The sequence below is a fragment of the Microbacterium sp. NPDC057944 genome (assembly GCF_042887445.1).
Classification (GTDB): domain Bacteria; phylum Actinomycetota; class Actinomycetes; order Actinomycetales; family Microbacteriaceae; genus Microbacterium; species Microbacterium natoriense.
Genome location: NZ_JBHVPJ010000002.1, coordinates 792,351 through 817,287, shown reverse-complemented (window position 1 = coordinate 817,287; position 24,937 = coordinate 792,351). Strand labels below are relative to the sequence as shown.

Sequence of the window (24,937 nt, the reverse complement as noted above, 5' to 3'; positions counted from 1 at the left end):
CGCCATGACGACCTCCACGCTCGCCCCCGCTGCGGATGCTGCGGCGCACCGCCGTCCGAAGCGGCGCCGTTCGACGGGCCGCAGCGGCCGCGCTCTCACCTACACCGTCCTGGCCGTCGGACTCGTGCTGTGGCTGATCCCCTTCGTCTGGATGGTGCTGGGCTCCGTCAAGACGCAGGGGGAGATCCTCCGCCGACCGCCGACCTGGTGGCCGGAGAACCCCACGGGCGAGAACTTCGCCGCCTGGTTCGGTCCGCTCGACTTCGGGCACTTCTTCGTGAACAGCCTCGTCGTCGCGGTGGTCACCGTGCTCGGCAACATGGTGTTCTGCTCGATGGTCGGGTACGCGCTCGCCAAGATGGAGTTCCCCGGCAAGAAGGCGCTGTTCGGGCTCGTCATGGTCACCCTCATGGTGCCCGGCGTCGTCACGTTCGTCCCGCTGTTCGTCATGGTCTCCGCGCTCGGTCTGGTGAACACGTTCCCCGGACTCATCCTGCCGTTCCTGACGGCGCCGATCGGGGTGTTCCTCATGCGGCAGTTCATGCTCGGCATCCCCGACCCGCTGCTGGAGGCGGCTCGGCTGGACGGCGCAGGGGAGTGGCGCATCTTCACGCGCATCGTCATGCCGCTGTGCGGGCCGCCGCTGGCGACCCTCGGCATCCTCACGTTCCTGTCCTCCTGGAACAACTTCCTCTGGCCCCTCGTCGCAGCGCAGACGCAGGAGATGTACACGCTCCCCGTCGCCCTGTCGCTCTACTCGACGGGACAGAACGCGACCGACTACGGCCTGCTGCTCGCCGGCTCGGTCCTCGTCATCACGCCGATCCTCCTCCTGTTCGTCTTCCTGCAGCGCTGGTTCATCCGCGGTGTCGCGACGACCGGGCTGAAGTAGGCGGCATCTCTCGTCATCTCCCCGTCCCACGGAAAGCAGGACACGCATGAACCCCCACCTCCGCACGTCGAGCGACGGCGTCGAGTACCGCGATCTCAACGGAAACGGGACGATGGATCCGTACGAGGATCCGCGTCTGTCTCCCGCTGAGCGCACCGAGGACCTGCTCGGACGCCTGTCCGTCGAGGAGAAGGCCGGGCTGATGTTCCAGACGGTCATCGAGATCGGGCCCGACGGCGAGGTGCTCGAGACCCCGGGCGCGATCTCCAAGTCGCCGACATCGGATGTCGTCCTCCGCAAGCACCTCAGCCACTTCAACGTGCACGCCATGCGGACGGCGCGCGACGGGGCGCGCTGGAACAACAACCTGCAGCGCCTCGCCGAGCAGACGCCGCACGGCATTCCGGTCACGATCAGCACCGACCCGCGGCACGCCTTCGTGGAGAACACGGGAGTCGCCTTCTCCGCCGGTCCGTTCTCGCAGTGGCCGGAGGCGATGGGGCTCGCCGCGATCGACGACATCGACCTGATCCGGCGCTTCGCCGACACGGCGCGTCAGGAATACCTCGCCGTGGGGATCCGTGCGGCGCTGCATCCGCAGATCGACCTGCCCACCGAAGCGCGGTGGGGGCGTCAGGCGCAGACCTTCGGCTACGACGCCGACCGCGTCTCCGAGATCACCGCGGCGTACCTGCAGGGCTTCCAGGGCGAGACGCTCGGCGCGCAGAGCGTGGCGTGCACCACGAAGCACTTCCCCGGCGGCGGGCCGCAGCTGGACGGGGAGGACGCGCACTTCCCGTACGGGCGCGAGCAGGTCTACCCCGGCGGACGCTTCGAGGAGCATCTGAAGCCGTTCGTGGAGGCCATCAGGCAGGGCACCGCCGGCATGATGCCGTACTACGGGATGCCCGTCGACCTGGTGCGCAACGGCGAGCGCATCGCCGAGGTCGGCTTCGGGTACAACCGTCAGATCATCACCGACCTCCTCCGCGAGGAGCTCGGCTACGACGGCGTCGTCGTCACCGACTGGGAGCTCGTCAACGACAACCACGTCGGAGATCAGGTGCTGCCGGCGCGGGCATGGGGCGTCGAGCATCTCTCGCCGATCGAGCGCATGCGGATGCTCCTCGACGCGGGCGCCGACCAGTTCGGAGGGGAGGAGTGCGTGGAACTGCTCCTCGAGCTCGTCGCGTCCGGTGCGGTTCCAGAGGCGAGGCTCGACGAGTCGGTGCGGCGGATCCTGCTCGTGAAGTTCCAGCTGGGCCTGTTCGACGACCCGTTCGTCGACGAGGACGAGGCCGAACGCATCGTCGGCTCGGCCGCCTTCCGCGCGGAGGGCTTCCGGGCGCAGGCGGAGTCGGTCACCGTGCTCGAGAACCGCGACGGGATGCTCCCGCTCTTCGGCGGCGCGCGCCCCCGCGTCTACGCGGAAGGAGTGCGCGAGAGCGCGCTGGACGAGTACGCGGACTCGGTGCCGCGTCCGGAGGACTCCGACGTCGCGATCGTGAGGATCGGCGCACCGTTCGAGCCGCGCGACGACCTCTTCCTCGAACGATGGTTCCATCAGGGATCCCTGGAGTTCCCTCCCGGACTGGTCGTGCGCCTGCAGCGCATCGCCGCGCACTGTCCGCTCGTGGTGATCGTGAACCTCGACCGCCCCGGCATCCTCACCCCGCTCGTGCCCTTCGCGTCCGCGCTGGTCGTCGACTTCGGCAGCTCGGACGAGGCGGTGCTCGCGGCGCTCTCCGGGAGGGTCGCGCTCCGCGGAACCCTGCCAGTGGAGATACCTCGTTCGATGGAGGCCGTGCGCCGATCGAGGGCCGATGTTCCCGGGGACACCTCTGATCCGCTGTACCCGCTGCGCAGCGGACTCACCCTGAGCTGACGGCGGCCGGAGTCTGCGGCCGTCAGTAGAATCGCCCAGAGAGCGAGGTGTCCATGGCGTCCAGCCGCCCCACCGTCTACGACGTCGCCGAACGCGCGGGCGTCTCCATCGCGACGGTGTCCTTCGCATTCCGCAGGCCCGAGAAGGTCCGCCCGGAGACGAGGGATGCCGTGCTGGAGGCGGCGCGGGAGATCGGCTACGTGCCGAGCGGTTCCGCCCGCAACCTCGCCAGGGGCCGCACGGGAGTCCTCGGCCTCCACCTGTTCGATCTGCTCCTCGACGGCCCGCAGGACGGCGCTCTGCCGCAGCAGCCGGGCGCCCACGAGAAGCGCGTCGACATCGAGACGCTGGATCTCGATGCGGGGCTCGTGCCGTGGGATGCCGCGGAGGACGCGCGCCTCAGCGAGCCTCAGACGTTCCCGCTCTACGTCGACGAGGTGCAGCGCGGCTTCGTGCTGGAGTGCAAGCGCAACGGCCGCGCCGTGCTGCTCAGCACGGGCGGGACGGGACTGTCCGATGTCGCCGACACCGCGGGACGGGTGGACGGGCTCGCGGTGCTGCCGGGGAAGTCGGCGATGGCCTCTCTCGCCTCCGTGGCGTCGAACCTCCCCGTCGTGGTGCTCAGCAGCGAGACCGGCGACGGCCACCACGTTCTCGTGGACAACGTCGGCGGCGAACGACTTCTCATCGATCACCTCGTCGACGTGCACAGCGTGTCGACGCTGGGGTGGATCGGCGCGCGCCTCTCGCACGACTACGCGGAGCGCGGGGACGCGTTCTTCCGGATCCTCTCCGAACGCGGAGACGCCGTGACGGGGGAGCAGCTCGACGAGGTCGATCTCGACATCGCGCCGGAGTTCGCCGACGTCGTCGCCCGTGCCCGCGCGGGCACCCTGCCGGATGCGCTCGTCTGCGCGAGCGACCAGGTCGCCATCGCCCTCATGGACGTGCTGCGCGCCGAGGGCGTCGAGGCGCCTCGCGATGTGCTCATCGTCGGGTTCGACGGCATCCTCGCGGCTCGCACGACGACGCCGACGCTCACGACGATCCGTCAGCCGATGGAGCTGATGGGCAGGATCGCCGCGCACCTTCTGCTGACGGACCCCGGCGACGGCTCGATGGAGCCGAGGACCGTGCGCCTCGGCGTCGGCCTCCAGCGCGGTGAGAGCTGCGGCTGCGCCGGCTGACGGCGACCGCGGTCAGTCGATCATGCGGCAGTGCGTGGTGAGTTCGCCGATGCCGTCGATGCCGACCGTGACCGTGGAGCGGTCGCGCAGGAAGATCTGCGGGTCGCGCGAGTAGCCGGCGCCGCCCGGGCTTCCGGTGGAGATCAGAGTGCCCGGCAGCAGCGTGAGCGACTGCGACAGGTGCGCGATGAGCTTCGCGACCGACCGCACCATCTGACCCGTGGTGGCGTCCTGCACGGTGTGACCGTCGACGACGGTCCAGATGTGGAGATCCTGCGGGTCGGGGATCTCGTCGGCGGTGACCGCGAACGGACCCGTCGGGGTGAACCCGTCGAACGACTTGCAGCGAGACCACTGCGCTTCGGCGAACTGGACGTTGCGAGCCGTGATGTCGTTGACGACCGTGTAGCCCCAGACGTGGCTCAAGGCCTCCGCCTCGGCGACGTCCTTCGCCGGTGTGCCGATGAGCACGCCGAGCTCCGCCTCGTAGTCGACCGCTTCGCTGAGCGCGCGCGGCCAGGTCGTCGTCTCTCCGTGACCGGTGAGCGAGTTGGGCCACAGGGTGAAGACGGTGGGGGCGGCATCGGTCTTCAGACCGAGCTCGCTGGAGTGCGCGGCGTAGTTGAGACCGACGGCCAGCACGGCCGGCGGCGCGAGGACGGCCGATGCGAACGCCCACTCGTCGAGCGGATGACGCGGCGCTGACGCCGACGACAGCGCGGAGCGCAGAGCGTCCAGAGTCTCGTCGCCCCCCTCGATCAGCTGCTGCAGGGTGGCAGGAGGGTCGGACAGGAGATCAGAGACGAGGATGGCGTCGGTGCCCTCCACGACCGCGAGATGAGCGGCGGGGGAGTCGGCACGGCGCAGATGAGCGAACCGCATACCTCTACGGTAGCCGCCATGCCGCTGCGCCGCCTGGAGGAAGTCGCCATGACGGGAGGATCCTGATTGTGGCCAATATGCTGTGCCTATGAGTTCCGGAGGACCGTTTCAGCCATCGCCGTACACTCCGCCGCCCGCCGGGCAGCCTCAGCCGGCGCCGCAGCCCGGTCCGCCGGCGGCGCCCGCTCCGCAATACGCACCCCCGCCGCAGCCACCCTACGGCGCGCCCGCACCGCAGTATGCGCCGCCGACGCAGTCGCCTCAGCCGCCCTACGGTGCTCCTGCGCCGCAGTACGGCGCTCAGCAGTACGCCCGGTCGGACTACACGCCGGCGGCCTTCACCCAGCAGCCGGTCTACGGATCGGTGCTCGCCCAGCCCACTCCCTACGCGCCCCCCGCTCCCGTCGCGCCGTCGCCGGCTCAGGGGCTCCCGTCGCTCCCGGCGCCGCGGCGCGGCGGCCGCATCGCCCTCTACTGCCTGTTCGGCGTCCTCGGCTTCCTGCTGATGGCGCTGATCGGCTACTTCGCGATGTTCCTGGGCACCTGGGCATCCGTCATCGGGCTCGTGCTGGCGCTCATCCCGCTCACGATCGTGTTCTTCGTCGTGCGCATGATCGACAGGTGGGAGCCGGAGCCCAAGCTCCTGGTGTTCTTCGCGATCGCCTGGGGCGCGATCGCCGCCATCGGGCTCACGCTGCTCGTGGACTTCGGTCTCAGTGCTTTCTTCGGCCCGCGCAGCGACGCGGCCGCTGCGGTCGTGCAGGCTCCCGTCGTGGAGGAGTTCTGGAAGGGCGTCGGCGTCTTCCTCATCTTCCTCATCGCCAGGCGGAGCTTCGACGGGCCGGTCGACGGCGTGGTCTACGGCGCGCTGGTCGGCGCCGGGTTCGCGTTCACCGAGAACATCCAGTACTTCGCGATCAGCCTCATCGAGGGCGGCGGTCCCCAGCTGACGATGACCTTCGTGGTGCGCGCTCTGATGTCGCCGTTCGCACACGCGATGTTCACCTCGCTCACCGGCCTCGCGATCGGCTTGGCGGCGCGTCGTCACGCGTCAGCGGGGGCGGCCCTCGGGTTCGGGGTTCTCGGCTGGATCGGCGCGATGCTCCTGCACGCGCTGTGGAACGGCACCGCCACCTTCTCCGACTTCTTCCTGCTGTACTTCACGCTCCAGGTGCCGCTGTTCGTCGGCTTCATCTTCGGGATCGTCGCGCTCCGTCGGGAGGAGGCGCGCCTGACGCGGTCGCGTCTGGGCGAGTACGCGGCGGCCGGATGGTTCACCCCCGAGGAGGTGAACATGCTGGCGACCCCCGGTGGCCGCAAGGTCGGCATGAGCTGGGCCGCGCAGCTCCGGGGCGACAGGCGTCCGCTGATGCGCGAGTTCATCAAGGACGCGACGACGCTGGCATCGGTGCGTCAGCGTGCGATCACCGGGCGGGATCCGCTCGCCGCGCAGGACGAACAGGCGCTCCTCGTGCGAACCCGCGCCACCAGGGCAGCACTGCTGGCGTACTGAGCGGAGACGGTCATGAGCACGTTCCTCCTCATCCACGGCGCCGGCGACGTCGGCTGGTCCTGGCACCTCGTGGGGGCTGAGCTCCGCGCTCGCGGCCACGAGGTGTTCGCGCCCGATCTGCCCGGGGGCGACGAGATCCAGGGGTACGCGGACTACGCCGACGCCGTCGTCGCGGAGGTGGGGGAGCTGCACGATCTGGTCGTGGTGGGGCACTCGATGGGAGCCTTCACCGCTCCCATCCTCGCTGAGCGGCTGTCGGCCGACGTTCTCGTGCTCCTCGCCGGCATGATCCCCTCGCCGGGGGAGTCGCCCGACGAATGGTGGACGCGCACCGGCTGCGGCGACGCGGTCGCCGCAGCGGCGGAGCGCGACGGGGGCCTCACGGGCAACGAGGATCCGTTCGTCAGCTTCTATCACGACGTGCCGCGCGAACTCGCCGAGGAGGCCATGAGCAAGGAACGCGCGCATCCGTCTTCTGCCGCGATGGCGGCGCCCTGGCCGCTGGCCGAGTGGCCCCGCGTGAGCACGAAGTACAACGTCTGCACCGAGGATCGCTTCTTCCCGCCGGAGTTCCTCAGGGCGCTCGCGCTCGAGCGCCTCGGTGTCGTCGCGGATGACATCACGGGGAGCCACTGCGTTCCGCTCAGCCGCCCTGTCGAGCTCGCGGTGATGCTCGAGGGGTACGCCGCAGAGGCCCGTTCCGGACGGGAGTGAGTGGGTCGACGCGCCGGTCGCAGCGGTACGTCGTAGCAAGACTCAGCGCCCGGTGCTGCGGCGATGCCTGCATGTCTACCGGGCGCTGAGTTGATCTGTAAACAGGGTGCACCCGGTGCTCTCGGGTGTCAAGAGGTTTCTTCGCGCCCCCTTCGGGGTCAGATCTCCTCGACGATCACATCGAGGGCCACACCCTCGCACGCGATTCGGGGGAGAGCGGCGAGCCGGCTGCCGCGCACCGAGTCGCCCGTCGCGCACCGCGGATCGGTCGAGACCACCACGCGTCCGACACCGTTGGTGAGGGTCACCTGGTGGCCGAGTGCCATGAAGCGCGGTGTGAGCTCCTTCTCGACGGCGGCCACGAGCAGATCGAGGCCGGCCACGCCGATGCGCTCCCCGTCGATGTCTGCGGGGACGGCGATCGTGATGGTGTACTCGTCGCTGCAGAGGTAGTCCACGTACGGGCCGGCGACATGCGACTCTCCCGTGGTCATCGGCACGCGATACCACTCCAGGGCGCTGTAGTCGATGTCCTCCTTGTTCACCGTCTGGGAGGCGAGCACCAGCTGACGGCGGTCGGCGCCCTGCCACCACGCGAGGTGGCTGCGCGCGTCGGCGAGGAGATCGATCGCGGCGATGAAACCCGCTCCGTACACGGGAACGCCGGGCAGGTCGAGGGATGCGAGGGCGTGCGGCTCGACGAGTGCATCGATCCTCGCGCTGGTGAGCGGGCTGGTGGCGCGAACGTCCGCCACCTGCGCTGCGAACCGGGGAGCCCAGGCGCGCAACGCGCGGATGGGCTCGGAGAAGTATCCCCGGACGATCTCGGCCGCGGCCTCGACCGCCGCGGTCTCGGTTCCTGTGGTCATCGCGTCCTCCTGTGCACGTCGATGTCGGTCATCTGTCAGCCGGCTGCAGCCTGCAGCTGGATGAGTGCGTCGATGGTCTCGGAGACCATGAGCTCGGTTCTGGCGCCCGCGGCATCCGGATCCGCGGCCTCGACCGCGTCGATGACGGCGGCGAGATGCCGGGCCTGTCGCAGTCTGTCATCGCTCTCCGACGCGACAAGGCGGAGGTACGGCGAGAGCTCTGCCTGCAGCTTCATCTGCTCCCTGGTCAGTCGCGCGGACTGGCTCAGCGCCACGATCTCGATCTGGACGTCGTCGAGGAGACGGCGCTGCTGATCGCCGTCCAGCTCGCTCAGCCGCTCGATGCGCCGCCGCACCTGCTGCGTCTCTGTGGGATCGGCGCGGCGTGCCGCGAGACGCACGCAGGCGCCGGTGATCGCCGCGTAGTGCGCGCCGAGATCGCGCAGCGCCACGCGTGAGGTCGACCGGACGGCCTCGCGGGCGAAGGAGAGCGGGTCCGCGTGCTCCGCGACGAAGCTGCCGCCGTTGCGTCCGCGCCGCGTCGTGACGAGCCCGCGCCCGCGCAGTGCGAGGAGCGCCTCGCGGACCGTGACGGGAGCGACTCCGAGGCTTTTGGCGAGATCCGCCTCGGTGGGAAGCCGTTCGCCGGCCCGCAGATGGCCGCGGGTGATCGCGTCGACGAGCCTGCGCTCGACGAGCTCGGCGCGGCCCTCGTCTCCGATCGGCTGGAAGAGCGCTCCCTGCAGGCGGTGAGGATGCTGTTGCGCGCGGCTCTCCGGCGCCGTCGCAGCGGAATCGGCGGCGGCCTCTGTGGGCGCTGCAATCGGTTCCATCCTCAGATTCTCCACCCTTGTCGGTGAACGCGACAAAATCGGTACTTGAAATATTACCTCTGTGTTTATATGTTTAGGAAACCTTCCGAGTTCGACGTTGATCCGAGGAGCGCGAGATGATCGCCACAGCCCCCGTCGCCGACGCAGTCGCCGATCCCCCCAAGACCGATGGCACCGTGACTCTGCACGGCGTCACGAAGTCGTTCGGCGAGTTCACCGCCGTCCGCGACCTGGAGCTCGAGGTCGCATCGGGGGAGTTCCTCTCGATGCTCGGTCCCTCCGGCTCCGGCAAGACGACGGTGCTCCGCATGATCGCCGGGTTCGAGGATGCGACGAGCGGCGTCATCCGCCTGTCCGGGGTCGACGTCACCCGCACGCCGCCGCACGCGCGGCAGGTGAACACGGTCTTCCAGGACTACGCGCTGTTCCCGCACCTCACCATCGCGGAGAACGTGGGCTACGGGCTCAAGGTGAGGGGAGAGGGCAGAGCCACGCGCACCGAGCGCGTGCGTCGTGCGCTCGAGCAGGTTCGTCTCGACCATGTCGCCGGTCGGCTCCCTCATCAGCTCTCCGGAGGTCAGCGGCAGCGCATCGCCCTCGCCCGTGCGCTCATCCTGCGCCCGCAGGTGCTCCTGCTCGATGAGCCTCTCGGAGCGCTCGACAAGCAGCTCCGCGAGCAGATGCAGATCGAGCTCAAGCAGATCCAGCGCGAAGTGGGCATCACGTTCATCTTCGTGACGCACGACCAGGAAGAGGCGCTCACCCTCAGCGACCGCGTCGCCGTCTTCAACAACGGACGGATCGAGCAGATCGGGACAGCACGCGACGTCTACGAGTTCCCTCAGACGGAGTTCGTCGCGCGTTTCCTCGGTCTCTCCAACCTCATCGGGGGCGACCTCGCGGAGGAGCTCACGCGCGACAGCCGCACGATGAGCATCCGGCCGGAGCGCGTTCGGCTGCTCGGTGCCGACGACGCGCACGACGAGGGCGAGGTCTCGCTGACGGGGGTCGTCCGCGAGGTCGTCTATACGGGGCCGGCGACACGATTCCTCGTCTCGACGGATGCCGGAGCCGACATCATCGCCGAACGCCCGAACGCACACCACCCCGCGGCGGGAGCCGCGTTCGGCCGCGGGGACCACGTCCGTGTCGCGTGGACACCAGACCACGCGGCGCGGCTCCCCTGAAACACCCATACACCCACCTGCAGCACCGATCACAAAGGAGCGATCCATGCGTAAGAAGATCCTGACCGTGTCGGCGATGACCGCCGTCGCCGTGCTCTCCCTGTCCGCCTGTTCCGGAACGACCGACGCCCCCGTGGAGGGGGGAGGCCAGCTCGAGATCGACGTCCCCGACATCCCGATGCAGAAGGAGCTCGGCGACTATGAAGGCGAGGTCAACATCGTCGCCTGGAGCGGTTTCGTCGAGTCCGACTGGAGCGACGCGTTCACCGAGGAGACGGGGTGCGTCGTGAACCGCCGCGTCGCCGGTACGAGCGACGAGATGGTGCAGCTCATGCGCACGGGGGACTACGACCTGGTGTCGGCCTCGGGTGACGCGAGCCTCCGCCTCATCGCCGGCGGCGATGTGCAGCCGCTCAACCTCGAGCTGATCCCGAACTTCGGCGACGACATCGTCGAGGGGATGAAGGGGCAGATCTACGACACGATCAACGGCAAGTCCTACGGCATCCCGATCGGCCGCGGCGCGAACATCCTGCAGTACAACAGCGAGGTCGTCACCGAGGAGCCCACCAGCTGGGACGTGGCCTGGGAGAAGGACAGTCCGTATGCGGGCAAGATCATCGCCTACGACGCGCCGATCTACATCGCCGACGCCGCGGTCTACCTCATGGCGCACGAACCGGAGCTCGGCATCAAGAACCCGTACGCCCTGGACGAGGAGCAGCTCGCCGCCGCGGTCGACCTGCTGAAGCAGCAGAACGGCATCGTCTCGGAGTACTGGGCCGATCCTGCGGCTCAGATCACCTCGTTCGCCGGCGGAACCACGGTGCTGGGCACGTCGTGGGAGGTGCTGCGCAAGCTCACCGAGGACGACAGGTTCAAGAGCGTGCTGCCGGAGGAAGGGTCGACCGGATGGTCGGACGCGTGGATGCTCGCTGCTGAGGCGAAGAGCCCGAACTGCGCGTACGCGTGGATGGACTACGCGTCCTCGCCCGAGGTCAACGGCGCGATCGCGATGAACTTCGGCATGGCGCCGGCGAACGCGGCGTTCTGCGACACGAGCGACGAGGCGAAGGCACACTGCGAGTACTACAACGCCACGAACGAGGAGTACTTCAAGAAGGTCTGGTTCTGGACGACCCCGATCGAGCAGTGCATCGACGGGCGGACCGACGCGACCTGCACCAACTTCCAGCAGTGGACCGACGCCTGGCTGACGGTCAAGAACTGATCCACGGGGGGGGCGGAGCCCGTTCGGGCTCCGCCCCCCGCACTCGACTTCTCGAGACAGGAATGACCATGAAGCGACGCGCACGGATCGCGGGGCTGCTCGCCCTGCCGATGGCCTGGCTCATCGGCGTCTACATCTTCTCCCTCGTGATGCTGCTGGTGACCGCCTTCTGGGTGACCGACCCCTTCACCTCGAAGGTGAAACCGGGGTTCACGCTCCGCAACTTCGAACAGCTCATCGCCAATCCGGCCTATCTCTCGACGTCGTTGCGCACTCTCGGGATCGCCCTCGCCGTCACCGCGGTGTGCATCCTCATCTCCATCCCGCTCGGGATCTTCATGGCGAAGGTGGCTTCGCCATGGCTGCGCGGAGTGCTCGCGGCGTCGATCACGCTGCCGCTGTGGGCGGGCTATCTGGTGAAGGTCCTCGCCATGAGGATCACCTTCACGGAGGACGGGTTCTTCAACTGGCTGGTCGGACCCGTCGGCGGGCGCGGGCCGGGATTCAGCGCCTTCACCGTGATCCTCACCCTCACCTATCTCTGGCTGCCCTACATGGCCGTGCCCGTGTACACCGCGATCCGACAGCTGCCTCCGAATCTCTTCGACGCGTCGGCCGACCTCGGCGCAGGGTCGTGGCGCACGATCAGGACGGTCGTCCTGCCGCTCATCAAGCCGGCCGTCATCGCCGGCTCGGTCTTCACGTTCTCGCTGAGTCTTGGCGACTATCTCGTCGCCAAGTTCGTCGGGGGGTCGACGCAGATGATCGGAAGCGTGATCGCATCCAACATCAACCTCAACCCGCCCATCGCCGCGGCGTTCTCCCTCGTGCCCATCGCCTTCGTGGTGATCTACCTGGTCGGTGTTCAGCGCACCGGCGCACTGGAAAGGATGTGAGGCCGCCATGCTGAGACTGTCCAGGACCTCCAAGACGATCCTCGGGATCCTCGTCGCCGCGATCCTCGTGTTCATGTACGTGCCGCTGCTGCTCGTGGTGCTGAACTCCTTCAACGGGGCGCGGATCGCGAGCTGGCCGGTGAGCTCCTTCTCCCTGGAGTGGTGGGGCAAGGCCTTCGCGAGCGAACCCGTGCGCGCGGCCCTCCTGAACTCGATCCTGGTCGCGGCGGGAGCCACGGCGATCGCCCTCGTCCTCGGAACGCTCGTCGCCTTCGCGCTGCAGCGGTACTCGTTCTTCGGCCAGCGTGCGGTCAACCTGCTCGTCGTGCTACCGATCGCGCTGCCCGGCATCGTCACCGGCGTTGCCCTGAGCAACACCTACAACCAGATCCTCGAGCCCATCGGCATCCAGGTCGGCTTCTTCGGGATGATCATCGCGCACGGCACGTTCTGCATCGTGATGGTGTTCAACAACGTGCTCGCACGCCTGCGCCGGTTGAACCCCGGCATCGAAGAGGCCTCGAGAGATCTGGGCGCGACGCCGTGGCAGACCTTCCGTCTTGTCACCTTCCCGCAGTTCCGCAGCGCCTTCATCGCCGGCGGCATCCTCGCCTTCGCGCTGAGCTTCGACGAGGTCTACGTCACGATCTTCACCGCCCCGCCCGGGGTGGACACCCTTCCGCTGTGGATCATGAACCAGATGGCGAGGCCCAACGAGGCGAACGTCGTGAACGTGGTCGCCACCGTCGTCATCCTCGCCTCGTTCATCCCCGTGTGGGTGTCGCAGCGCCTCGGGAGGGACCTCGCCGACCGGGACTGAGACCTCGTTCGGCGGTCGCCGGAGTGTTCGCTGTGAGCAGGTGCGCTCGCGTTGACCGGGGGTCGGGGCTCGGGTTGGATGGAGTCATGACTGATCGTACGAAGCCTGAGTTCGACGCACCCGCCGGCCCCGCTCCCGCTGAGCTCGTCATCCGCGACATCATCGTGGGCGACGGCGCCGAGGCGAAGCCCGGCGACACCGTGACCGTCCACTACGCCGGCGTCGAGTTCGACTCCGGCGAGGAGTTCGACTCCTCGTGGGGTCGCGGCGAGACCATCCAGTTCCCGCTGCGCGGGCTCATCCAGGGCTGGCAGGACGGCATCCCGGGCATGAAGGTCGGCGGACGCCGTGAGCTGGTCATCCCTCCGCACCTGGCCTACGGCCCGGTCGGCGGCGGGCACTTCCTCTCCGGCAAGACCCTGATCTTCATCATCGATCTGGTCGCCGTCGGCTGATCCGCACTTCTGCGCAAGGCGTCTCGCTCCCTCGGGAGCGGGGCGCCTTCGTCATTCCGAAGAAGAATCTTCATTCACGGGAATACATGTCCGTGAATGAAAGTTGCACCACTCTGACGCCGCGCACGCGGCCGGACTTTTCGTCAGATCCTCAGAGGAGACACCATGACCAGCATCGACATCCCCGGCTACCGCTCCGGCACCTGGGTGCTCGACCCCGCGCACAGCGAGGTCACCTTCAGCGTCCGTCACATGATGATCTCGAAGGTGCGCGGCACGTTCGGCATCAAGTCCGCGACGCTCGTCGCTCCGGAGAACCCGCTCGAGGCCAAGGTCACCGCCAGCGTCGACGTCTCCTCGATCGACACCAAGGATGAGGGCCGCGACACCCACCTCCGCTCCGCGGACTTCTTCGACACCGAGAACTTCCCGACCATGGAGTTCGTGTCGACCGGCACCCGTGTGGAGGACGGCGACTTCTTCGTGGACGGCGACCTCACCATCCGCGGCGTCTCGAAGCCCGTGAGCTTCGCGTTCGACTTCGGCGGCTTCGGCTCCGACCCGTGGGGTTCGTACAAGGCAGGCGCCTCTGCGACCACCGTCATCAACCGCGAGGACTTCGGCCTCACCTGGAACGCCGCCCTCGAGACCGGTGGGGTGCTCGTCGGCAAGGACATCACGATCAACCTCGACCTGCAGGGCGCCCTGCAGCAGGACTGATCGATCCCGCACCCGCATCCCCGACGGCGGGCGTCGACACTCTCGGCGCCCGCCGTCGGCGTATCCGGAGTCCGGGGTGTGTCGGATGCCTGCAGGCCGACTCTGGGCCGCCAGCCGTCGGCGGTCAGAGATCAGCCGCCAGCCGCCAGTCGCCAGCCGCGGGCCGCCTGCTGCCAGCCGCCGGCGTTTAGAAAAGTCAGCCGCTGGCGGTGAGACAAGTCACCCGCCGGCGGTCAGCAGCCGGCCGTCAACCGTCGGCCGGGGGAGAGAGACGCGAACCGACGGCTCGCAGCGACACCGCCGCCCATGTGCGGAAGGGCCTCCAGGCCTCGGAGATGCGCGCGAGCTCGTCATCGCTCGGCGTGTGGTCGAGGCCGTAGAGGCTCTGGACGGCGGCCCGCGAGTGGTCCTCTTGAGTCGAGAGGACATCGGTCAGCCCGCACGCGCGGATGACGATGAGCGCGCTGTAGAAGGGGCCGATACCAGGCAGCCGTTGCACGTCGGCCATGGCATCAGCGGGGTCCATGGCGGTGAGGCGCGCCACGTCGAGCAGGCCTTCCTGCGCCGCGCGGGCGATCGCGTGCAGCCGCGGGATGCGGTCGGCAGGCAGCCCCGGCACCGCATCGAGGGCGAGCAGCTGATGCGGCAGAGGAAGGGCGGCTTCCGTGCCGCCGGCGAGTTCGAAAGCGGCGCCGTGCGCGAGTGAGAGCCGCTGGCGGAGGCCGATGCCCTGGCGTCGCGAGCGCCGCGCCGAGAGCGTCGCCCAGACCGCCGCCTCGTACGGACTGTAGAAGTTCGACGGACGGAAGCCGGGAGCCTCGGCGTGCACCCGTGTGAGGACCGGATCCGCCGCGCAGACCGCGGACCACGCGTCTCCGTCCTGATCGGCGGACACGACGCGCGCGACCTGAGCGGAGATCGCTCCGAGATCTCCGTCGCCGTGCACGGTGAGCGTGAGCGCGCCATCGGTCTGGCGCACCTCGACGCCGACCTGCGTGTCGAGCGCGTCCGTGCAGAAGGCCAGGCGCATCACGCCGTCGAAGGACGATTCGTCGCGGTGCCCGAAACCCATGAGTGCGACCTCGCGGAGGTCATAAGGCCCGGTGAGCGGCAGCGTGGCCGTGCGGATGGAGGTGCTCATGCCCACACTCTGCACCCGACCTCCGACATCGCTGTGGTCTGCCGTCAGAACCCAGGGCTCAGGGTTCGGGGCTCTCCGCGTCGTATGCGCGGAACCGTGGATTCCTCCGGGCCAGCAGCGCCACGAGGGCGATCACGATGAACCCGCCCAGCAATGGCGGGAACCACAGCGCCGTGAAGGTGGCGAGGGTGCCGGCGTACAGCGCGCCCACCCGAGGCCCGCCCGCGACGACGATGATGAACACCCCCTGGAGGCGTCCTCTCATCGTGTCGGGCACGGCGGCCTGCATCATCGTGTTGCGGTAGATCGAGCTCACGTTGTCGGAGGCTCCGGAGAGGGCGAGCGCGACGCAGGCAGCCACGATGAGGGGGATGCTCGGAGATCTCTCGGTGGCCGAGCCGGTGAGGGCGCCGATGAGCAGGACCAGGCCGAACAGGGCGATCGCGGCTCCGTACGCCTCGACGGCTCTCGCGATGCCGCGTCCGTGCCACCGGTACTGCACGACGCGGCCGGAGAGCAGACTCGATCCGAAGGTGCCGACGGCGACGGCCGCGGTGAGCAGGCCGGTGGTGACGGCGCCTCCGCCGAGGATCACCGTGCCCAGCGCGGGGAAGAGCACGAGCGGCTGCCCGAAGGTCATCGCGACGATGTCGAGGATGTACTGCATCCGGATGTTCCCGGCCCTGCGGAGGAAGCGCCAGCCGTCCTTGAGGGACTCGAGGCCCGGCCGCACGGTCTCGCCCTCGGGGCGCAGCGCCGGGAGCGTCCACAACCCGAGGAACATCGACAGCATGAGCACGACGTCGATCGAGTACGTCCAGCCGTATCCGGTCAGGGCGACGAGGATGCCGGCCAGCGCTGGCCCCGCCATGACGGTGAGCCCGAACGCGACGCCGTTCAGCGCGGATGCCGCCGCGAGCTGATCTCTCGGGATCAGACGGGGCACGATCGCGGTGCGGGTGGCCATGCCCACCGAGTTCGCGGCGGAGTTGATCATGCTGAGCGCGTAGAGCCACCAGATCGTCTCCATGCCGGTCCAGGTGAGTGCGGCGAGGAGGGCTGTCGAGGCGAACGTCACGGTGGCGGCGATCAACGCGACGAGACGGCGGTCGAAGGCGTCGGCGAGCATGCCGCCGTACAGGCCCGCGAGGATCATCGGCACGAGCCCTGCCACCGCGATCATGGACACGGCGAAGGTGCTGTGCGTGAGGGAGAACACGTGCAGCATCACGGTGACGATGGTGAGCTGCCCGCCGATGCCGGTGAGGGTGGATCCGATCCACATCCTGGCGAACGCCGGGCTCCGCCGCAGCGGGGTCAGATCGATGAGATGGCCGCGCGTCGCGCTCACTGTTCTTCTCGGTCCTGCACCCTCCGAGCGTATCCGAGGGGCGGGGGAGCGGGCGCCGCGCATGGTCGCCTGCAGCTCCGGATGGCTGGTAGACTCTTCAGGTTGCCGTTTGATCGGCCGCGGATAAAGAGAGCTCGCACATCAGGTGCCGGGCACCGCGCAATAAGCAGAGAGGGGATCGAATCTATGGCACTGGAAGCAGACGTCAAGAAGGCGATCATCGAAGAGTACGCGACGCACCCCGGTGACACCGGATCCCCCGAGGTGCAGGTCGCAATGCTGACGCAGCGCATCAAGGACCTCACCGAGCACCTCAAGGAGCACAAGCACGACCACCACTCGCGTCGTGGCCTGTTCCTGCTCGTCGGTCAGCGCCGCCGTCTCCTGGGTTACCTCCAGGACATCGACATCAACCGTTACCGCTCGCTCATCGAGCGTCTCGGACTGCGTCGATAAGGCATTGAGCCCAGCGTTCAGTCGCGCAGAACATTCTTGAGAAGGCCGCCCACGGTGTGGGCGGCCTTCGTCATGTCCCGGTTGACGGCCCGGCTTCTTTCCCGTAGGAAAGTAAGAAGCTTTCCCGATGGAAACCGAGGGTCATCATGGAACAGAAGCCGATCGACGGCATCGCACCGCTCGCTCCGCCGTCCGCCGACGTCGCGCGCCAGTACCTCGACGAGGTCGAGGAGGTGCACCGTCGTCGTGACGAGCGCGTCGACCGGCGTGCGTCGTCGTGGGAGGCCATTCTCAGCGGCATCGCCATCGCCATCCTCATCACCGCCCTGCTGCTGGTCAATCGCGCGGACGCGACGTCGACGCAGCCGTTCATCTTCCTGATCATCGTCACGGGTCAGATCAGCGCAGGGTTCGCCGAGCGCGCGGGCGTGCAGTGGCGGGCGTTCGGCCCGAGGCCGTGGTCGGTCGTAGCGGTGGTCGTCTACGGCGTCGCGATGGTCGCGCTCTTCCTGCTGATCTTCATCGACGCGCAGAACCGCCCGCTGTGGATGAACTTCATCCCCGGCCTCGCCATTCTTCTGGGGTTCGGCGGTTACGGCGCTGCCCTACTGTGGCGCGAGCGAGGTCAGGAACGGCGACCCGCGAGACCGCGGGAGCCGTTGCCGGGCCAGACTCGAGCCGCCACCGCGGGCCTCGGCATCCTGATCGGCGTCGCCGCGCTGTCGATCGGCATCGAGAACGCGCTGCTCGGTTCGATCGTCGGCATCCTCGTGATGATGGCCGTGGTCGTGTGGCTGTTCCTCTGGGCGACGGATGCCGGCCCGCAGGCGCTCGGACGGTACTGGCGGTGGCCTCAGATCGCGGCCTACCTGTCGAGCATGGGCGTGGTCACCTGGCTCGCGCTCCAGCGCGCGTACTCCGACGCCGTGACCCTGCCGATGGCCTTGGGAGCGGCCGCCGCAGCCGCAGCGCTGCTGTGCATCGCTGCGTGTCTGCCTGCGCCGGTCGCCGCGCCGGACACGACGGCCGAGGCCCCTTCGGAGGGGAGATGACCGACCGTGACGCCCACCCGCGGACACGTCTCGACGACAACTTCGCCTCGCCCATCAGGTTCTCCCTGATGGCGTCGCTCGGAGAAGGCGTCGAACTCGACTTCGCGACGCTCGCCGACATCCTCCAGGCGAACGACTCCGCCCTCAGCAAAGCGATCTCGCACCTGCAGGCCGCCGGCTACGTGCGAGCACGCAAGGGGAGCGCGGGAAGCCGGCCCCGCACCTGGGTGCGCTCCACTCCGGCAGGAATGAGTGCCTTCTCCGGGCATCTGCGGGCGCTGCGCGAGATCGTCGAGCTCGGCGGGCACGTCGGGTTCTGACGTCTCTCGGAAGTTCGCCGCGGCGACGGACGAGCTCGGCGACCGCGTCGGGGACGCCGACATGACGGCGGGCGCGATGCACTGCGCCGACCCAGCCCGCTCGTCTGCTGAGACCAGCCGAGCCTTGGAATGGGGCGGCAGGACCGACGGAACGGAAAGCGCCGTCGGGTCAGGCGGTCGCCGCCACCAGGTCCGCGTGGTGGATCGCCGCCACGTCGGGGTGCGCGCGCAGCCGGGACTTCAGCGCGTTCTCGCCGTAGAGCGCGTGGATGGGGTTGCTCGGGTCCTCGGTGACCCCGGTCGCCTCGGCCGCGAGGTCGGCGGGCAGCTCGATGAGCGGCAGCCGCTTATCCAGCGCGGGGTTGAAGAAGAACGGGATCGAGATGCGCTCGTCCGGTGCCTGCGGGGAGACGACGCGGTGATTCGTGGCCTTCAGGTAGCCGCCGGTCGCGTACTCGAGCAGCTCGCCGATGTTCACGACGAAGGCGCCGGGCACGGGAGGCGCATCCACCCACGATCCGTCCCGCTCGACCTGGAGGCCGCCCTTGCCCGGCTCGACCCAGAGCAGGGTCAGCACGCCGGAGTCCTTGTGTGCGCCGACGCCCTGCTGCGGCTCGGGCTCGTGGGTGCCGGGGTAGCGGACGATCTTGATGAGAGTGGAGGGCTCGCCGAAGTGCTCGTCGAAGTACGACTCCTCGGCGCCCAGGGCCTGCGCCCAGGCGCGCAGCAGCCTGCGGGCGACATCGGAGAGGGTCTCGTGCCACTCTCCGACGACGTCGCGGAGCTCCGGCTGGGCATCGGGCCACAGGTTCGGTCCGATCAGTCGGTTGAAAGCGGGGCCGTCGCCGACCGCCGGTCGCTCGGGACCGATGTCGATCTGCTCGCGCCAGTCGACCTTGCCCTGCGTGCGCTCTCCGCCGATGCGGGTGTAGCCGCGGAAGTGCGGGCTGTTCACGTTCTCGATCGCGAGCTTGTCGCCCTCCGGCAGGGCGAAGAAGTCGAGGGCGGCGCGGTGGAGCCGGGCTTCGAGGTCCGACGAGACGCCTGTGCCGGTGAGGTAGAAGAAGCCGACGTCGTGGGTCGCCTTCCGCAGGTCGTCGCGGAACCGTGCGGCCGCCTCCGGGCCTGCATCGAGCTGGGAGAGGTCGAGGATCGGGAGCGAGAGTTCAGCCATGTCCCGAGAGTAGATCGGCTGCGCGGCACCGGCGCCGAGTGTTTCAGAGCATTACCGAGAGAGACGGCATTCGAGCGGGTGATGCGCAGGTGCTAAAGTCTCATCGGTAAGGGATGCCTTACCTTCATCCGTATCGAGAGAGTCTCCACCCGTGCTCGCCAGCTTTCTGATCGGCCTTCGAGAGGGCCTCGAAGCCGCGCTCGTCGTCGGCATCCTCGTCGCCTATCTCCGCAGGCTCGGTCGCCGCGACGCTCTTCCTCGGCTGTGGATCGGCATCGGTCTCGCGATCGCCCTGGCGATCGTCTTCGGCGCCGTTCTCACGTTCGGCGCGTACGCGCTCGCGCCGGGAGCGCAGGAGCTCATCGGCGGACTGATGTCGCTCCTCGCCGTCGCCATGGTCACCTGGATGATCTTCTGGATGCAGAAGGCCGGGCGTGCGATGAAGGCGACGCTCGAGGGCGGAATCGATCGCGCGCTCACCCAGGGCGGGCTCTGGGCGCTGGTCGCGATCGGCTTCGTCTCCGTGGCGCGGGAGGGCATCGAGACGACGCTGCTGCTGTGGTCGATGGTGCAGTCGTTCGGGGACGCCCCTCTGGCCGTCGTCGGCGCAGTCCTCGGGCTCCTGGTCGCGGTCGTCGTCGGCTGGCTCCTGGCACGCGGCGCCGTCCGCCTCGACACCCGGCGCTTCTTCGCCTGGACAGGTGGGTTCCTGGTGATCGTCGCCGCGGGGGTCCTCGCCTACGCCATCATGGATCTGCAGGAGGCTGGGGCGCTCCCCGGTCCGTTCAGCCCGCTCGCCCCCGTCGATCCCGTCACCGGCGCGGTCGGCATCGGCTGGACCGCCTTCCCGTTCGGGTGGGCGTTCGACGTCAGCTCGGCGATCGCGCCGGACAGCACGTGGGCGACGATCCTCCAGGCCACGATCGGCTTCCGCCCGCAGATGTCCTGGCTTCAGGTCGTGGTCTGGGCCGTCTACATCCTCGTCGTCGGATTCTTCTTCCTCCGCGGTCTTCGCGGCCGCAGGACCGCTCGTGCAGCGGTCGCGCCGGTCGAGAACGCCGCGACGTCTTCCCTCACACAGCAAGGAGCAGCATGACCACCTCTCGCCGGATCCTCGGTGCCCTCGCCGCCGCAGGCGCGGCAGCGCTCGTCCTGAGCGGCTGCGTCGCCAAGGCCGACGTCGCCGCGGGCGCCTCGTTCGACGTCTCCTCGACCGACAGCGCGTGCGACGTCTCGGGCGCCACCGCGAAGAGCGGCACGCTGGTCTTCGACGTCAAGAACACCAGCGGCCAGACCAGCGAGTTCTACCTGCTGGCCGAGGACGGCCTCCGTATCGTCGGAGAGGTCGAGAACATCGCCCCCGCCGCGTCGCGCACCCTGACGGTCGTCGCGCAGCCCGGCACCTACTACACACTCTGCAAGCCCGGGATGATCGGCGACGGCGTCGGCAAGTCCGAGTTCACGGTCACGGGTGACCGCGTCGCCGTCACCGGAGAGGACGCCGAGCAGAAGCAGAAGGCCGTCGACCTCTACGCGGCCTTCGTGAAGGACCAGGTCGGGCAGCTCGTCCCCGCGGTCGACGCCCTCGTGGCCGCGTACGAGTCGGGCGACGACGAGACCGCACGCACGCTCTTCCCGCAGACCCGCGCGTTCTATGAGCGCATCGAGCCGGTGGCCGACAAGCTGGGCGACCTCGACCCGCGCATCGACTACCGCGAGGTCGACGCCGTTGCCGAGGGTCTCGACTGGACGGGTTTCCACCGCATCGAGAAGGATCTCTGGGTGCCCGCCCAGGATGCCCTCAACGCCGACGGGGAGACTCCGGCCTGGCAGGACTGGGCGCCGTCCACTCCAGAAGAGCGCGCGGGGTACGGGGATCAGCTGATCGCCGACACACAGGAGCTCTACGACTACGTGCACTCCAAGGACTTCACCACCGCGCTGAACGACCAGGGCATCACGGGCATCTCGAACGGTGCGACCGCTCTGCTCGACGAGGTCGCGACGGGCAAGATCTCCGGTGAGGAGGACTGGTGGTCTCACACCGACCTCTACGATTTCGCTGCGAACGTCGAAGGGTCCAAGATGGCGTTCTCACTCGTGCAGGACTTCGCCGACGCCAAGGGCAAGGACGGCAAGGCCCTCGTGACCGAGATCGAAGACGGCTACGCGGCCCTCGAGGCGGCGCTCGCCAAGCACGGATCCCTCGCCGACGGCTTCGTGAGCTACACGCAGCTGACCGAAGACGACAAGCGCGAGTTCACCGACCTGATCAACGCGCTGGCCGAGCCTGTCTCGCAGCTGACCGGCACGATCCTCGACTGATACACGGAACAGGTACGATCCCGAGGTGAGTGAAAGCAAGACGGATGCCGCTGTCCCCGCGTCGGATGACGATGCGGGGGCCGCGGCATCCGCTTCCCCGGGTCTGAGCAGGCGTGGGCTGCTGGGGTTGGCCCTCGGCGGAGGCGTGGCCGGACTCGCCGTCGGCGTCGGCGGGGGACTGGCCGGAGGCGTCGCGCTCGGGCGGGCGAGGGCGGATGCCGACGCGCAGAGCGTCTACGACTTCTTCGGCGCGCACCAGGCGGGGATCACCACCCCGGTGCAGGAGCACCTGCACTTCGCCTCCTTCGACATGATGCCGCGCACCGACCGCGACGATCTGATCTCGCTGCTGCAGGACTGGTCGTACGCGGCCTCTCGCATCACGCAGGGTCTCGAGGTGAGCGCGACCGGAGCGGTGGGCGGTGACGCCGAGCAGCCGCCGGACGACACCGGCGAGGCGCAGGGGCTTCCCGCGGCCGGGCTCACGATCACGATCGGCTTCGGGCCGACCCTCTTCGAGAACGAAGACGGCGATCGGTACGGCATCGCGGCGCTGCGCCCCGAGGGGCTGGAGCGTCTTCCCGCCTTCCTCGGCGACGACCTCGATCCCGCGCATTCGCACGGAGACCTGTGCATCCAGGCGTGCGCCGACGATCCGCAGGTGGCCGTGCACGCCATCCGGAATCTGAGCCGGATCGCCTTCGGACGCGCCCGCCTCCGGTGGTCGCAGCTGGGCTTCGGCAAGACCTCGCGCACCACATCGGCCGGCGCGACTCCGCGCAACCTCTTCGGGTTCAAGGACGGCACGGCGAACATCCTCGCCGACGACGCGAAGGCGCTGGAGGAGAACGTCTGGGTGCCTGCGTCCGCCGAGCCCGCCTGGATGGCCGGCGGCTCGTATCTCGTCGCGCGCAAGATCGCGATGCTCATCGAGACGTGGGACCGTGTGCGGCTCAGCGAGCAGGACACGATCATCGGTCGGGAGAAGGGCAGCGGCGCTCCGCTGTCGGGTGGTGACGAGTTCACTGAGCCGGCGTTCTCGGGCTCGGCGATCGACCGGAACTCGCACGTGCGGCTCGCGCACCCCGACCAGAACGACGGCATCCGCATCCTGCGCCGCGGGTTCAACTACGTCGACGGGAACAACGCGCTCGGACGCCTGGACGCCGGACTGTTCTTCCTCTCGTACCAGCGCGACCCGCAGCAGTTCATCACCCTGCAGAAGCGCCTCTCGACCGACCTGATGAACGAGTACATCCGCCACGTCGGATCGGGGATCTGGGCGATCCCCGGCGGCGCCGCAGCGGGCTCGTACGTCGGCGCCGAGCTGTTCGCCTGAGGATCGACCTCAGCTCTTCGTCAGATCCTGCGCGAGCATGACCAGGATGCCGCTCGGACCCCGCAGATACGTGAGCCGGTAGACGCCCTGGTAGTCCGCGACGCCGCGCAGCGGGACGCATCCGTGCGTCGCCGCCGTCTCCAGGGCCGCGTCGATGTCGTCGACGGAGAAGGCGACGCGGTGCATGCCGATCTCGTGGGGAAGCGTCGGGTGGGTCTCGATGGCATCGGGGTGGATGTACTCGAACAGCTCGAGTCGGCCGTTGCCGTCCGGCGTCTGGAGCATGGCGATCTTCGCGTGGTTGCCGTCGAGGCCGACCGCGGTGTCGGCCCACTCGCCGCTCACCGTGTCCCGTCCGATGACCGTCAGGCCGAGGTCGGTGAAGAAGGCGATGGCTTCGTCGAGGTCCCTCACAGCGATCCCGACGTTCTCCAGAGTGATGGGCATGGGGGCATGCTAACCGCTGTCCCCGACATGCTCCAGAGCGACCGTCGCTACCGTGGTCGCCGGGAGCCGGTCGGGTCGCTGCGGTGCCCTTCGCGGGTGGCGAGCTGCGGGTCGGCGAACAGCCAGGCAGGCCGTGGCTCGACCAGGGGGCGGAACAGGCGCCGCACGGGCTTCGTGGCGAGCACGAGCGCGACGAGGATCGACGAGACGGTCACGAGCGGGAGCCAGAGCCACGTCGGCTCGAGATCGCGGAGGATGCCGGACTCGCGGAAGGGGTACAGCACGAACGAGTGCAGCAGGAACACGTACATCGTGTACTGGCCGAACGAGGTCCACCAGTAGGTCCCCCGAGGGATGAGCGTGAAGAAGGCGGCGCTGAGTAGCACCGCGACCACCATCAGGGCGATCCGCGCCCCGCCTGCCCACCACTGCTCTCCGCCGAGATCGGCGTACGAGTCCTCGTAGAACAGCCAGTGCCGCAGGTCGATCTTCTCCCACACGTCGAGCCAGAACCACGCCGCGAAGCCGGCTCCGGCAAGGAGGGCGACGGCGATGACCCGAGACCACCACGGCCGGTGTGCCAGAAGCTGGAAGCGCGAGACGATGTCGCGCTCCCGCAGCCACCAGCCGAGAGTGAAGAACGGCAGCAGGCCGAGCGTGCGTGAGAGCGAGAAGGTGCTGTCGATGTTCGGCAGGTAGCCGACGCCGATCGAGATGACGATCGTCCACAGCAGCGGCCAGCGCAGCAGGGCGAGGTAGGGGAGCACCAGTCGGAAGATGCCGAGGGCCAGCAGGAACCACAGCGTCCACGACGGCTTGGTGAGGTTGGGGTTCGCCTGCCCCTCGACGAGCCACTTCGTGAGGGTCCAGACGAGCTCGAAGATGACGTACGGCACCAGGATGTCGGTGATGACGCGGGCCATCTGGACCCTGGTCGGCGATCCGGACTTCGAGAAGTACCCCGAGATGATCGCGAAGGCCGGCATGTGGAACGCGTAGAGCGCCAGGTAGAAGGCGAGCGCGATGTCGGAGTCGTAGATGAGACGCTGGATGGCGTGGCCGAGCACGACCAGCACGATGCAGATGTAGCGCGCGTTGTCCCAGAACGGCACGCGGCGTCGAGGCCTGGGAACGGCCCCCGTGACGGGGCCTGTCGCATCCGCTCCGGCGCTGTTCATCCTCCGAGGCTACCCCCGGGAATAAAGTTGGTGCGGTCGCGTTGACTCAGATACATTCAAATGAATAGAA

25 protein-coding genes are annotated in these 24,937 nt (G+C 68.6%); 17 read left to right on the top strand and 8 right to left on the bottom strand.

The window, feature by feature from the left end; all coding sequences use genetic code 11:
• Positions 1-4: 4 nt before the first annotated feature.
• From ACFVRO_RS13390 to ACFVRO_RS13380, 3 genes are read left to right on the top strand one after another with little or no spacing between them, the layout of a single operon-like run.
• Positions 5-892, top strand: a complete 888-nt coding sequence (locus ACFVRO_RS13390; protein WP_386953087.1) for a carbohydrate ABC transporter permease — start codon at positions 5-7, stop codon at positions 890-892.
• A 46-nt stretch (positions 893-938) separates the two neighbouring features.
• The gene (locus ACFVRO_RS13385; protein WP_386953086.1) at positions 939-2,777 is read left to right on the top strand and encodes a glycoside hydrolase family 3 protein; all 1,839 of its coding nucleotides are present in this window, start codon (positions 939-941) and stop codon (positions 2,775-2,777) included.
• Positions 2,778-2,830: 53 nt separating this feature from the next.
• Entirely contained in the window at positions 2,831-3,964 is a 1,134-nt protein-coding gene (locus ACFVRO_RS13380; RefSeq protein WP_386953084.1) for a LacI family DNA-binding transcriptional regulator, read from the top strand.
• A gap of 12 nt (positions 3,965-3,976) precedes the next feature.
• On the opposite strand, the gene ACFVRO_RS13375 is transcribed toward ACFVRO_RS13380, so the two are convergent.
• Positions 3,977-4,846 (bottom strand): fumarylacetoacetate hydrolase family protein, encoded by an 870-nt coding sequence (locus ACFVRO_RS13375; protein WP_386953081.1) that lies wholly within the window; start codon positions 4,844-4,846, stop codon positions 3,977-3,979.
• Between the two features lie 88 nt (positions 4,847-4,934).
• Between ACFVRO_RS13375 and ACFVRO_RS13370 the strand changes: the two genes are divergently transcribed.
• Both ACFVRO_RS13370 and ACFVRO_RS13365 read left to right on the top strand, forming a co-directional pair.
• Positions 4,935-6,359 carry a PrsW family intramembrane metalloprotease gene (locus tag ACFVRO_RS13370; protein ID WP_386953078.1) on the top strand — a complete coding sequence of 475 codons (1,425 nt, stop codon included), beginning with the start codon at positions 4,935-4,937 and terminating at the stop codon, positions 6,357-6,359.
• Between the two features lie 12 nt (positions 6,360-6,371).
• Entirely contained in the window at positions 6,372-7,073 is a 702-nt protein-coding gene (locus ACFVRO_RS13365; protein ID WP_386953075.1) for an alpha/beta hydrolase, read from the top strand.
• A 158-nt stretch (positions 7,074-7,231) separates the two neighbouring features.
• Here the strand turns inward: ACFVRO_RS13365 and ACFVRO_RS13360 are convergent, their stop codons facing one another.
• Together ACFVRO_RS13360 and ACFVRO_RS13355 are read right to left on the bottom strand one after the other, a co-directional pair.
• Positions 7,232-7,942, bottom strand: coding sequence for a cache domain-containing protein (locus ACFVRO_RS13360; protein ID WP_386953072.1), 711 nt, complete (start codon positions 7,940-7,942; stop codon positions 7,232-7,234).
• Positions 7,943-7,977: 35 nt separating this feature from the next.
• Positions 7,978-8,775 carry a FadR/GntR family transcriptional regulator gene (locus tag ACFVRO_RS13355; RefSeq protein ID WP_386953070.1) on the bottom strand — a complete coding sequence of 266 codons (798 nt, stop codon included), beginning with the start codon at positions 8,773-8,775 and terminating at the stop codon, positions 7,978-7,980.
• Positions 8,776-8,891: 116 nt separating this feature from the next.
• On the opposite strand from ACFVRO_RS13355, the gene ACFVRO_RS13350 reads away from it, so the two are divergent.
• From ACFVRO_RS13350 to ACFVRO_RS13325, 6 genes are all read left to right on the top strand, one after another.
• Entirely contained in the window at positions 8,892-9,962 is a 1,071-nt protein-coding gene (locus tag ACFVRO_RS13350) for an ABC transporter ATP-binding protein (RefSeq protein ID WP_386953068.1), read from the top strand.
• 46 nt (positions 9,963-10,008) lie between these two features.
• A complete protein-coding gene (locus ACFVRO_RS13345; protein WP_386953066.1) occupies positions 10,009-11,193 on the top strand; it encodes an extracellular solute-binding protein in 1,185 nt (394 codons plus the stop codon).
• A 68-nt stretch (positions 11,194-11,261) separates the two neighbouring features.
• Positions 11,262-12,089, top strand: a complete 828-nt coding sequence (locus tag ACFVRO_RS13340) for an ABC transporter permease (RefSeq protein ID WP_386953063.1) — start codon at positions 11,262-11,264, stop codon at positions 12,087-12,089.
• A gap of 7 nt (positions 12,090-12,096) precedes the next feature.
• The gene (locus ACFVRO_RS13335; RefSeq protein ID WP_223586598.1) at positions 12,097-12,909 is read left to right on the top strand and encodes an ABC transporter permease; all 813 of its coding nucleotides are present in this window, start codon (positions 12,097-12,099) and stop codon (positions 12,907-12,909) included.
• Between the two features lie 86 nt (positions 12,910-12,995).
• Positions 12,996-13,364, top strand: coding sequence for an FKBP-type peptidyl-prolyl cis-trans isomerase (locus ACFVRO_RS13330; RefSeq protein WP_105674561.1), 369 nt, complete (start codon positions 12,996-12,998; stop codon positions 13,362-13,364).
• A 165-nt stretch (positions 13,365-13,529) separates the two neighbouring features.
• Complete coding sequence (locus ACFVRO_RS13325) at positions 13,530-14,084, top strand: YceI family protein (RefSeq protein ID WP_223586597.1); 555 nt, start codon at positions 13,530-13,532, stop codon at positions 14,082-14,084.
• A gap of 247 nt (positions 14,085-14,331) precedes the next feature.
• Here ACFVRO_RS13325 and ACFVRO_RS13320 read toward each other — a convergent pair whose 3' ends face one another.
• Both ACFVRO_RS13320 and ACFVRO_RS13315 read right to left on the bottom strand, forming a co-directional pair.
• Positions 14,332-15,225 carry a DNA-3-methyladenine glycosylase family protein gene (locus tag ACFVRO_RS13320; protein ID WP_386953060.1) on the bottom strand — a complete coding sequence of 298 codons (894 nt, stop codon included), beginning with the start codon at positions 15,223-15,225 and terminating at the stop codon, positions 14,332-14,334.
• 58 nt (positions 15,226-15,283) lie between these two features.
• Entirely contained in the window at positions 15,284-16,576 is a 1,293-nt protein-coding gene (locus tag ACFVRO_RS13315; RefSeq protein WP_386953057.1) for an MFS transporter, read from the bottom strand.
• 186 nt (positions 16,577-16,762) lie between these two features.
• Between ACFVRO_RS13315 and rpsO the strand changes: the two genes are divergently transcribed.
• From rpsO to ACFVRO_RS13300, 3 genes are all read left to right on the top strand, one after another.
• Entirely contained in the window at positions 16,763-17,032 is a 270-nt protein-coding gene (gene rpsO, locus ACFVRO_RS13310) for a 30S ribosomal protein S15 (protein WP_005048780.1), read from the top strand.
• A 146-nt stretch (positions 17,033-17,178) separates the two neighbouring features.
• The gene (locus ACFVRO_RS13305; protein WP_386953054.1) at positions 17,179-18,084 is read left to right on the top strand and encodes a hypothetical protein; all 906 of its coding nucleotides are present in this window, start codon (positions 17,179-17,181) and stop codon (positions 18,082-18,084) included.
• The gene (locus ACFVRO_RS13300; protein WP_386953052.1) at positions 18,081-18,404 is read left to right on the top strand and encodes a transcriptional regulator; all 324 of its coding nucleotides are present in this window, start codon (positions 18,081-18,083) and stop codon (positions 18,402-18,404) included. Before ACFVRO_RS13305 ends, ACFVRO_RS13300 begins: the two co-directional genes overlap by 4 nt.
• 169 nt (positions 18,405-18,573) lie before the next feature.
• Here ACFVRO_RS13300 and ACFVRO_RS13295 read toward each other — a convergent pair whose 3' ends face one another.
• Positions 18,574-19,578 carry an isopenicillin N synthase family dioxygenase gene (locus ACFVRO_RS13295; protein ID WP_386953049.1) on the bottom strand — a complete coding sequence of 335 codons (1,005 nt, stop codon included), beginning with the start codon at positions 19,576-19,578 and terminating at the stop codon, positions 18,574-18,576.
• A 151-nt stretch (positions 19,579-19,729) separates the two neighbouring features.
• Here ACFVRO_RS13295 and efeU point away from each other — a divergent pair, with 151 nt between their 5' ends.
• The 3 genes from efeU to efeB are packed head-to-tail and all read left to right on the top strand — an operon-like array spanning position 19,730 to position 23,242.
• Positions 19,730-20,674 (top strand): iron uptake transporter permease EfeU, encoded by a 945-nt coding sequence (efeU, locus tag ACFVRO_RS13290; RefSeq protein ID WP_386953046.1) that lies wholly within the window; start codon positions 19,730-19,732, stop codon positions 20,672-20,674.
• Positions 20,671-21,903: an iron uptake system protein EfeO gene (gene efeO / locus ACFVRO_RS13285; protein ID WP_386953044.1), complete on the top strand. Its 1,233-nt coding sequence runs from the start codon at positions 20,671-20,673 to the stop codon at positions 21,901-21,903. The genes efeU and efeO overlap by 4 nt, the downstream gene beginning before the upstream one ends.
• A 25-nt stretch (positions 21,904-21,928) precedes the next feature.
• Positions 21,929-23,242: an iron uptake transporter deferrochelatase/peroxidase subunit gene (efeB, locus tag ACFVRO_RS13280; protein ID WP_386953041.1), complete on the top strand. Its 1,314-nt coding sequence runs from the start codon at positions 21,929-21,931 to the stop codon at positions 23,240-23,242.
• Between the two features lie 9 nt (positions 23,243-23,251).
• Here efeB and ACFVRO_RS13275 read toward each other — a convergent pair whose 3' ends face one another.
• Entirely contained in the window at positions 23,252-23,689 is a 438-nt protein-coding gene (locus tag ACFVRO_RS13275; RefSeq protein ID WP_341942390.1) for a VOC family protein, read from the bottom strand.
• A 47-nt stretch (positions 23,690-23,736) separates the two neighbouring features.
• A complete protein-coding gene (locus tag ACFVRO_RS13270) occupies positions 23,737-24,867 on the bottom strand; it encodes an acyltransferase family protein (RefSeq protein ID WP_223586588.1) in 1,131 nt (376 codons plus the stop codon).
• Between the last annotated feature and the right edge of the window lie 70 nt (positions 24,868-24,937).